9 protein-coding genes and 1 pseudogene are annotated in these 9594 nt (G+C 51.2%); 8 read left to right on the forward strand and 2 right to left on the reverse strand.

The features are described from left to right. Positions 1–16: 16 nt before the first annotated feature. Positions 17–2563 (reverse strand): hypothetical protein, encoded by a 2547-nt coding sequence (locus HZB31_12920; protein ID MBI5848822.1) that lies wholly within the window; start codon positions 2561–2563, stop codon positions 17–19. Between the two features lie 170 nt (positions 2564–2733). Here HZB31_12920 and HZB31_12925 point away from each other — a divergent pair, with 170 nt between their 5' ends. The 8 genes from HZB31_12925 to HZB31_12960 are packed head-to-tail and all read left to right on the forward strand — an operon-like array spanning position 2734 to position 8755. Next, positions 2734–3471 (forward strand): GntR family transcriptional regulator, encoded by a 738-nt coding sequence (locus HZB31_12925; GenBank protein ID MBI5848823.1) that lies wholly within the window; start codon positions 2734–2736, stop codon positions 3469–3471. An 11-nt stretch (positions 3472–3482) separates the two neighbouring features. Continuing rightward, positions 3483–3983, forward strand: a complete 501-nt coding sequence (locus HZB31_12930) for a CBS domain-containing protein (GenBank protein MBI5848824.1) — start codon at positions 3483–3485, stop codon at positions 3981–3983. Positions 3984–4041: 58 nt separating this feature from the next. Continuing rightward, positions 4042–5751 carry a HAMP domain-containing protein gene (locus tag HZB31_12935; protein ID MBI5848825.1) on the forward strand — a complete coding sequence of 570 codons (1710 nt, stop codon included), beginning with the start codon at positions 4042–4044 and terminating at the stop codon, positions 5749–5751. Next, on the forward strand, positions 5748–6119 hold the full coding sequence (locus tag HZB31_12940) for a response regulator (protein MBI5848826.1): 372 nt from the start codon (positions 5748–5750) through the stop codon (positions 6117–6119). The genes HZB31_12935 and HZB31_12940 overlap by 4 nt, the downstream gene beginning before the upstream one ends. After that, positions 6112–6804 carry a hypothetical protein gene (locus HZB31_12945; protein MBI5848827.1) on the forward strand — a complete coding sequence of 231 codons (693 nt, stop codon included), beginning with the start codon at positions 6112–6114 and terminating at the stop codon, positions 6802–6804. The genes HZB31_12940 and HZB31_12945 overlap by 8 nt, the downstream gene beginning before the upstream one ends. A gap of 45 nt (positions 6805–6849) precedes the next feature. Next, positions 6850–7305, forward strand: a complete 456-nt coding sequence (locus HZB31_12950) for a response regulator (protein ID MBI5848828.1) — start codon at positions 6850–6852, stop codon at positions 7303–7305. Between the two features lie 57 nt (positions 7306–7362). Then, a complete protein-coding gene (locus tag HZB31_12955; protein ID MBI5848829.1) occupies positions 7363–8328 on the forward strand; it encodes a sulfite exporter TauE/SafE family protein in 966 nt (321 codons plus the stop codon). 10 nt (positions 8329–8338) lie between these two features. Next, positions 8339–8755 (forward strand): hypothetical protein, encoded by a 417-nt coding sequence (locus HZB31_12960; GenBank protein MBI5848830.1) that lies wholly within the window; start codon positions 8339–8341, stop codon positions 8753–8755. 347 nt (positions 8756–9102) lie between these two features. On the opposite strand, the pseudogene HZB31_12965 reads toward HZB31_12960, so the two are convergent. Then, a pseudogene (locus tag HZB31_12965) lies at positions 9103–9264 on the reverse strand (collagen-like protein). Positions 9265–9594: the final 330 nt, after the last annotated feature.

Genomic DNA, 9594 nt, shown 5'->3' on the forward strand with positions numbered 1-9594 from the left:
GCTGCATACACAGATGTTATGTGCCCATACCAAACGGCTGCATATGGTCGCGGACAAATTCCTCGCGGTACCAGTCGGTGATATCGTCGTTATACATGGCCATGTCTAACTGTTTGGTGAAAACCGTCATGCGCCCCATCACCTCAAGCCGCTTTTCTATATCCGGCTGCTTGAACTTCAGCAGGACCGCATTGACCACATCTTCGGTGATCTTCACCCTGAAATCCATCGTCTCAAGGAGTTCTTTAATAAGCCGCACCCTGCGAAGCCTGCGGTCAGTGGCAGCGCCGCCGCCCTTAAAGAAAAACCGGATATAGTTATCGTTGAGCGTCTCGCCTGAGAAGGCCTCGACCATCGAGAAGTGGTACCCGAGCCTTATGCTGAAGTTCATGTAGCTCCCTGAGACGATCGCAAAGCTCCTGATCGCAGTCTGCTGCAGCTGCTCCTCGGTGATCGATGCAGCATGGGCCATCATGCCTAAAAAACCCTTTGCATCTGCAGCACGGGGCTCCGGCCATTTCATCGCCCTGAGACCCTTCAAAAACGAGATGTACGGCAGAGAGAGGATATCTTCAGGCAGGGCCTTTTCAAGTCCCGGCCGCATGCCTCCTCCCACATCGATCATATGCGCATCCATCGGCACACCGGCTGCAAGAGATATGGTAGATGCACCCTCCATCTGATCAGTATCGCTCATGCCGAACATCTCGGTCATGGCCTTTTCGTGGGAGAATCTTGTTATGTCGTGAAGCGTGGTGCAGGCCTCGGGCCTGAACTGCTCTGAGTCGGGGTCGATCAATCGTAAAGGAACAATAAACTGCATCGCCTGGTCAAGAAGATGAAAGAGATTGGTCTCCCTGAGAGATTCTTTTTTAGACCGGTCATATTCGAGCAGTTCCTCTACCCTGCCCTCATAGACATTGCAGTTGATCGCATCGACCGTCACCACATCCCCCTGTTTCAGCACGCGGGTGCCGATATCAGTATCGAGGATCGCCGGCAGGTGATATTCACGGGCCAAAGAGGCCATATGGCCGGTAGTGCCGCCCACATCAGTGACAATGGCAGATGCGCGCTGCATAACGGTCACGAATTTCGTGGAAGTCGTCCGTGATACGAGGACTCCGCCATCAGGGAAATCTGCGAGATCAGCATCGTTTTTCACCAGATGCACCTTTCCGCTTCCTATGCCCCTGCTTGCGATAACACCCTTTTCGATAAGCAGCGGAAATCCTTCAACCCGGCGGGGAGGCGCTTTTCTGACTTCATGAGTAAAGATCCTGAGCGGCCGGCTCTGAAGCAGAACAACCTGCCCTGAAGTGTCAACGGTCCACTCAATATCCTGGGGTTTTCCAAAATGCTGCTCAAGCGAAAGGGCATAGGCAGCGAGGGTCCTGATCTGTTCAGGATCAAGACAGGGCTGGCTTCGTAGGTCCTCACTGACCAACACTGTCTCCACCCCCTGCTCCGGGCTGCTTACGATCATGCTCTCCTTTTCGCTGATGCTCTGCTCAACAGCTTCCCCGCTTTCACGCGATATAAGGAACCTGTCTGTCTTGCCTGTGCCGTCAACGACCTGCTTGGCCAGGCCCCATGAGCCGTTTATGATCATCACCTCAGGCTGCTGCCCGTTTGGGTCCTGCGAATACATGACACCCCCGGCCCTGGCAGGTATCATACGCATGACGCCGACCGCCATAGCCATCTCTTCATCGACAAAACCCTTCGATGCAGCGTAATAGAGCGCCCTGGGTGTAAAGAGGCTGGCAAGCACGGCACGGTAGCGCTCAGGTATATCCTGGGGCCTCACATGGAGATAGGTGGCATATTGGCCGGCAAAAGAGAAGTGTCCGTCTTCTGCAAGCGCACTGCTTCTGACAGATACGGAGATTTCCTTGCCTGCTGAATTCTTCAGGGCTTCGGCGGCAGTTCGTATTGCGGCATCGAGGTCAGGCGGAAGAGCGCTTTCCATAATTATCTTCTGGAATTCCCTGCTTGCTGCTTCAAGGGCTGCCGTATCCTTCAGATCAAGCTTTTTAAGCGCACCCTTCATGCGATCATCAAGGTTATGGTACTGGATGAATTTTTTAAAAGCGGATGACGATATGACAAACCCTTCAGGCACGGGCAGTTGCAGCCTGTTTCTCATCTCGCCGATGTTGGCCATCTTGCCGCCGGCTACAAGTGGCATATCTGCGGTGACACTGCTCAAGGGGATAACCATGTCAGCAGACGGTATCTCGGTGCGTTGCCTGACCGCACGCCCGATATTGCCTCTGATCTTCTCAAAGGAACCCTGCAGGGCACTGTATCGGTTGTTTGAAAGTATGTTAAGGTTTTCAATGAGAGATGAAACCTTGATGCTCGCATCTGAAACAGTCCGCTCAATATAGTTCATATCAAAGAGGAAGTCGCCGGAGGACTTCTCTTCAAGGTCAGCCATCAGTTCAAGCACTGCATTATTATCGTGAAGCAGCCGCTGAAAAGCCTCATACCTGAGGCGGAAGCCCTCTGTTAAAGCCTTTTCCCTGCTTTCTTTATCCTTTCGGAGAAACTTAAACATACGCAATAGTATACCGCATTTCGCCCTCTTGCCGTTATGAGGAAACCTAAAAGAGACGAAAAAACATCGACTTCAGACTGCCGGGGCTAATCATTCTAATGATTTATTATTGACATATTCATTCTAATGTTATAACATCTCATAATAAATTGATTAGGATCTTATAATTTATGACCGTAATAATAAACAGAGACAACACTAAAAAACTGTATATCCAGCTTCTGGAGATTCTCAAAGGCAAGATTGAGCGCGGCGAGTGGGCCGTTGACTCCCAAATCCCGACCGAAGACGATCTCTGCAAAATGTATGAGGTGAGCAAGGCCACGGTAAGGCAGGCAGTTGCAGAACTTGTCAGAAGCGGATATCTCCTGAAGCAGCAGGGCCGTGGCACATTCGTCTGCAAGCGCGTAATCTCCGAAGGCCTCTCGATGCTTACCAGCTTCAGGGAGCTGATGCTCGAGGCAAAGGTCGTCTTTTCGACAAAGGTTCTGGCCCAGACCGTATTAATGCCGACCGACGACCTCGATCTGATGCTGAACATCCCGGAAGACATGCATGTCATCTATCTGAAAAGACTGCGTTTTGTGGGCAGCGATGCCATACTCCTGCAGGAGTCTTATCTGCCCTATCACATCTGCCCCCAACTTCTACAGGATGACCTCGAGCAGAACTCGCTGCTGGAAATTCTGGAAAATAAATATCAGATCATGATCACCAAGGTACAGGACTTTATTGAGGTGGCCCCCGTCTCAGAAACAGAAGGGGTTCTCCTTGGCCTCAAGCCCGGCACATCCGTGCTGCTCCTCGAACAGAGATTCTTTGCCGGCTCCCAGGAGATCATGTATACTCGATCATTAAAGAGACCCGAACGGTTCCGTTTCTTTATTGAACGGGAAAGAAAATCATAGGAGGTCACAGTATGACTGACCAGGAAAAACAGGTTCGTGAAATCATAATCGACGTTTTCGAGTTCCCTCATGTCCCCTACTGGTTTACGATCAGACAGGTTTCAGGGATACTCAAAAAATCGATCAGCGGCGGAAAATGCCTCAGACCGCTGGCAGCGCTGGTCTTTGACGAGAAATACAACCTGATGGGGCATATCGAAACGAAGGATATCCTCGCAGGCATCGCCGCTGCATCCCGTTCCGGCAGTGTTGAGCATCAGGACTCCATCAGTGCGCCAAAAGAGGAGACCTTGACTGCCCTCAAAGAGCTCTCGGATAAGCCTGTCAGCATACTGATGACCCCGTTTAAACACTTTGCCGATCCTGAGGACTCCGTTTCTAAGGCGGCAGAACTGATGCTCAGGAACAACCTGCAGATCCTTCCAGTACTCGAAAATCAGAAGAAGCTGGTAGGAGTCGTCAGGAGCACCGAGATCTTCGAATATCTCTCATCAAGGTTCTTCCTGGCATGAACTGCGGTCACTGCCTTATCACCTTTGGCCTTTGTGTCTTAGGAGAATCTGCCACAGCATGAAAATCCGCAGAAAACTGCTCATCGCCTTTTCGATCTATATGATCCTGGCCCTGATACCTGCGGTATTTTCATACCGTGAACTCAACACCCTCAGAAAACGCCTTAAGCCTGTAGAAACTGCCGGAGACATAACCAACTCATATCTTGAAGTGCGGAAAAACGAAAAGACCTTTCTGCTTCTGAAAGACCGGGATACCCTGCAGCTCCTGAAGAAACAGGTCGGCATGCTCAAAGGTGGTCTTGACGACATCGAGGCCGATGTCCTGCGGGAGATAGGCGAAACAAACTATGCATCTCTGCGTCAGGCTATATCAGCCTACGAGGCCGCGATACAGAAGCTGGCAGATAATTTCAATGCCGAGCAGTTCACGACAAACAAACTGACCGAGATCGGCCGCCGCATTGAAAAGGTCCTCAGCGGCAGTGAACTGCAGACGTTTCTGGTTCTCAGGCGGCATGAAAAAAACCTGATCATACAGAGGGACTCATCCGCTCTCGACGTTTTCAGACAGACCTACTCTTCATTGCAATCGTCGCCAGAGAAAGACTTCGCACCCTATTCAGCTTCTGCGGAGCAGCTCTTCAGACTCTATCAGGACGAAAGGTTACTGGAAGACGAGATCAGGCAGGCTGCGTCAATTATCCAGACCTATACGGATACTATTTTGCAGGGTGAACGGGAGGATATCGACTCACTGCTGAAGATCTCCATGAATCTTCTGCTTGCGTCGCTCGCCATTGTCATCGTCATCGGAACGCTTATCAATGCACGGTTAGCCGCACATATCGCTGCGCCTATCCGGGAGATCAGAAAGTTTGCCGAACGTGTGGCAGGCGGCGATTTTTCCCAGACGCTTGAAGTAAAGGGCTCACAGGAGTTCGTCTCTCTTGGCGATGCCCTGAACCAGATGGCGATAAAACTAAAAGATACCGTCAGCTCTCTTGAACTGGCCATACGGAACCTCCATGACAAGCAGGGGCAGCTGGTGGAGGCCGAAAAGCTCGCCTCCCTTGGCCGCATCGCTGCAGGCGTTGCCCATGAGATCAACAACCCCCTGGCGATCATCAATGAAAAGGCCGGCCTGATGCAGGACCTTCTTTCCATGTCAGCCGATTTTGAGCAGAAGCAGAGCATATTCGCCCAGATAGAAGGCATCACCGGAAGCGTCAACCGCTGCCGCACCATTACCCATCGACTCCTGGGCTTTGCACGGAGAATGGACATCACGATCGAGCCGCTGAACCTCAACGAGGCTATCAAAGAGACGATCACCTTCCTGAGGACTGATATTCTGACCAAGTCAGCCCGCCTTGAACTGAACCTTGCCGAAGACCTCCCCGAGATCAGGAGCGACAAAATCCAGATGGAGCAGGTCTTTCTGAACCTGATCAAAAATGCCATTGATGCCGTAGAAAATAGCGGGCAGATTGCCATTACCACTTCCCGCAAGGATGAGGGTTCTGTTCAGGTCTTTATCAGCGATAACGGCTCAGGCATAGCAAAGGACAAGTTGAACCATATCTTCGAGCCCTTCTTCACCACAAAAGAGCGGGGCAAGGGAACCGGTCTCGGCCTTTTCGTCTCTCACGCCATCCTGAGAAAGCTCGGCTCCCGGATCCAGGTGCAGAGCGAGCCGGGAAAAGGCACCACCTTCACCCTCGACATACCGATCAGACCGACGCTTCCAAAGGAGCCCTCAGTATGAGTAAGGCAACGGTAATGATCGTCGATGATGAACACGACTTTGCTGCTACCCTTGCAGAAAGGCTTCGGCTCCGCCGCTATGACACCCACGTGGTTTTAACACCCGGCGATACCCTTTCACTTGTCGATACCATAAAGCCTGATGTGGTCCTTCTCGACCTGAACCTGCCGGGTATCTCCGGCATAGAGATCCTGATGACACTCAGGAATGTTTCCCCTGACGTTGAGGTGATACTTCTTACCGGCCATATGGACCTTGCCCGCACGATCGAGGGGCTCCGTCTCGATTCGTTCCATTACATCATAAAGCCTTTTGATATCCAGGAACTGATCGAGAAGATCGACCGGGTGAGCGTGAAACATGCCTGAGCAGAATTCTTCATCTCAAAAGGGGCAGGACAGACCGGAGATCAATCCGGCTGAGACCATGGCCCGCATCGTAGGCAGGATCATTTCGCTCTTTGTCCACGAGACGAACAATCACCTGGCAACACTCCGGGAGTCTTCCGGCCTCGGTGACGACATCATCAATGCGAAAAACCTCTCTGATAAGGAGAAGCTGAAGGAGCTCGAAAAGCTCTGCAGCGCAATGGACGATCGCATAGGGCATGCAGTTTCCCTGTCTCGCGTTTTCGGCGAATTGGGCAGGCAGATGGAAAGTCAGGTCTTTCCGGTGGATATAAACCGGACAATCGAAGGGATCATGCCCTTTCTCTTAAAGATTGCCCGACAGAAGAACCTCAGGGTGCTGACAGCCTATGGCAATAAGCTGCCAGCCGCAACTGGAAACTTCTCCTGTCTTCAATGCCTCATTGTCGCCCTTTTCGACAATTTCTGTTTGGCACTGGAGCCGAAAGGGACAGCAACAATCACAACAGATAAGACCGTCTCATCGGTCGTGATACATCTTTCTGCAGACTGCACCATAGCGTCTGATCATGAAAAGCAACCCTGGCCGTGGAAGTCCGTCGAAGCCTTCGCAGCTGCAAACGGTTTCGAGGTCAGGCAGCAGCAAGGAGGTGCGGTCACCGTAACGATTAAGCGAAACGAATAGTGGAACTAATTGCAATCATATATTCATATTGATAAGGAGGTGTCCATGAAGAAGAAGGACATTAAAGTACTGCTGGTTGATGATGAAGTTGAATTTGTCAATACGTTGGCGCAAAGACTCAAGATGAGAGACCTTTTGGTAGACACGGTGTACGACGGTCCTCAGGCCCTCGACTTTATCAGGAAGATCGAGCCGGATGTAATCGTGCTGGACCTCAAAATGCCGGGACTCCATGGCATAGAGGTACTCAGGGAGATCAAAAAGACCCGTGCAGAGATCCAGGTCATTATCCTGACCGGCCACGGCACAGACAAAGACGAAGAAGAGGCACGCAAGCTCGGAGGCTTCGATTTCCTGCATAAGCCTGCAGACATCGATCTGCTTCTGGCGAAGATCAAGGAAGCGTTTCAGGAGAAACTTGAGCGCGCCATGACTGCTATCGCCTTTGCTGAAGAGGGCGTATTCGATACAGCACAGAAGATCATCAAGAAAGAAGAATAACAATCTGCAGGCTCAGGTCTGAACACTATTAATAAGGCAATTAAGGAGGCATCAAGAATGCGTTTGATTATTAACATCGGCATGATCCTCATGCTGGTATCAGGTTTTCTTGCTATGGGTCAGGGAGTCGTCTTCGCTGAAGAGGCTGCCATGGCCCCGGTTACTGCCGGATCAGCAACCCCCTGGTGGGTCTGGCCGCTTATTTTATTTGTCGTCACCTTTTTTCTTGGCATCGCTGCTGTTTTAGGCGGTGTCGGAGGCGGTGTATTATTCGTTCCTATTATCGGAGGCTTTTTCCCGTTTCATATCGATTTTGTAAGAGGTGCAGGACTTCTGGTTGCACTTGCAGGAGCGCTTGCAGCAGGCCCCGGCCTTCTGAAAAAAGGCATGGCTGATCTCAGGCTCGCCCTGCCGGTTGCGCTGATTGCATCTTCATGCGCAATTGTCGGCGCCATGATCGGCCTTGCATTACCGGCAAAAGTGGTCAACATAGCACTTGGAGGCACGATCCTCGGTATTGTGGCGATTATGCTGATGGCCAAGAAGTCGGAATTCCCTGATGTGCAGAAGCCTGACAACCTTTCAACAGCGCTTCGGATCAGCGGCGTATATTACGAACCCTCTCTGGGCGAAAACATCAACTGGCAGATCCACAGGACCCCTCAAGGTCTTGCAACATTTATCATCATCGGCGTGATGGCAGGCATGTTCGGTCTCGGCGCAGGCTGGGCAAATGTACCGGTCCTTAACCTTATGATGGGCGCACCGCTAAAGGTATCGGTAGCAACCAGCAAGTTCCTGCTTTCGATCACCGACACCTCGGCCGTCTGGATCTATGTCAACAACGGCGCCGTGCTTCCGATGATGGTCGTGCCGTCGATCATCGGCATCATGTTAGGCTCGATCGTCGGCGTAAGGATCTTGGCAAAGACAAAGCCTGCGGCAATCCGCTATATGGTTATCGTTTTGCTGTTGTTTGCAGGTCTGAGGGCCCTTCTTAAGGGTCTCGGCATCTGGAATTAGGGAGGGTATAATGAGCACTAAGTTGAAGGCATCTGAGGAACAGGTTGCATACGCAAAGCTTCTGGACATCGGCATGAAGGTCGGACTGCTGATGCTGGTTATTTCGTTCATCATGTATCTTTTAGGTATATTCACGCCGCACATTCCGGTAAATGACCTGCCGAAATACTGGTCCATGCCGGTCAAGGATTATCTTAAGGCAACGAATATTCATACCGGCTGGTCATGGATTTATATGCTCGGCAAGGGAGATTTTCTCAATTTCACCGGCATCGCATTTCTCTCAGGTATCACGATCGTCTGCTATCTGAGGATCATCCCGATTTTATTTCGGAAGAAGGACACGGTCTATGCCGTGCTTGCGATCATCGAGGTGCTGGTGCTTACGCTTGCAGCCTCTGGCGTTTTAAAGGCAGGAGGACACTAAAAGAAAAAAAGCAGGGAGGAGCTTCATCGCTCCTCCCTGTTTTCAAACAATCGTAGACTTCAAATCCGCTATTTCGCCCTAAATCCAAGGCACTTCAACGTTATTGTGGCCGTAACATCGTACCGATCCCAATTGTCTATCCATAATGACGCATATGCCGTGCCAGTTTGAGTCTGCTGAACCACTGTCCAACCATTAATAGACGCAAGGACACCATTTTGGGAATAGGATGCATCCAAAATGTCATCCCACGCATCATCACAATTGGTCACTAACGGACTATATTCGCAATTACATAGGATACAACAGGATGTAGATGCGGTTTTGTAGTAGACATGCGGCCAGATACTCGTACCGCTCGCACCTGTTGGTCCTGCCGGACCCTGAATCCCTTGTGGACCTTGTGGACCCTGAATCCCTTGCGGTCCTATCGGCCCCTGAATTCCCTGCGTACCTGTTGCTCCCGTCTCACCCTTTTCTCCCTGAGGCCCCTGCGGACCTGTCGCCCCAATAGTCACGTCAAACATAACATACTTCTCGCTGTTGTTTGCTGCCTGCACCATCAGCCGGTAACTTCCGGCAGTGATTTCTGCAGGCAAGGTTGCTGTCAGCTGAGTGTCAGTATATGCCGTCAGCACCAGCGGGATACTGCCGAGGGTAACCTGAGGCAGCGTAATTACCTTTGCTGTCCTCAAAAACTCTGTCCCATAGATGATCATGGTGCCTGCTTCGTAGTCCACATCCACGATCCCTATGGTCGGCGCAGGAACCACTATCGTTGCAAAGGCAGCTGCTGTCATCGATAATACCAATACAAAAACCCCTATCACTGCCAACAT

This window comes from Nitrospirota bacterium (assembly GCA_016235245.1).
Lineage (GTDB): Bacteria > Nitrospirota > Thermodesulfovibrionia > Thermodesulfovibrionales > UBA6898 > UBA6898.

What these genes read in the sequence shown, in the direction of transcription:
- HZB31_12920 (MBI5848822.1), bottom strand. Translation starts at nt 2,563, where the DNA reads ATGTTTAAGTTTCTCCGAAAGGATAAAGAAAGCAGGGAAAAGGCTTTA.
- HZB31_12925 (MBI5848823.1), top strand. Translation starts at nt 2,734, where the DNA reads ATGACCGTAATAATAAACAGAGACAACACTAAAAAACTGTATATCCAG.
- HZB31_12930 (MBI5848824.1), top strand. Translation starts at nt 3,483, where the DNA reads ATGACTGACCAGGAAAAACAGGTTCGTGAAATCATAATCGACGTTTTC.
- HZB31_12935 (MBI5848825.1), top strand. Translation starts at nt 4,042, where the DNA reads ATGAAAATCCGCAGAAAACTGCTCATCGCCTTTTCGATCTATATGATC.
- HZB31_12940 (MBI5848826.1), top strand. Translation starts at nt 5,748, where the DNA reads ATGAGTAAGGCAACGGTAATGATCGTCGATGATGAACACGACTTTGCT.
- HZB31_12945 (MBI5848827.1), top strand. Translation starts at nt 6,112, where the DNA reads ATGCCTGAGCAGAATTCTTCATCTCAAAAGGGGCAGGACAGACCGGAG.
- HZB31_12950 (MBI5848828.1), top strand. Translation starts at nt 6,850, where the DNA reads ATGAAGAAGAAGGACATTAAAGTACTGCTGGTTGATGATGAAGTTGAA.
- HZB31_12955 (MBI5848829.1), top strand. Translation starts at nt 7,363, where the DNA reads ATGCGTTTGATTATTAACATCGGCATGATCCTCATGCTGGTATCAGGT.
- HZB31_12960 (MBI5848830.1), top strand. Translation starts at nt 8,339, where the DNA reads ATGAGCACTAAGTTGAAGGCATCTGAGGAACAGGTTGCATACGCAAAG.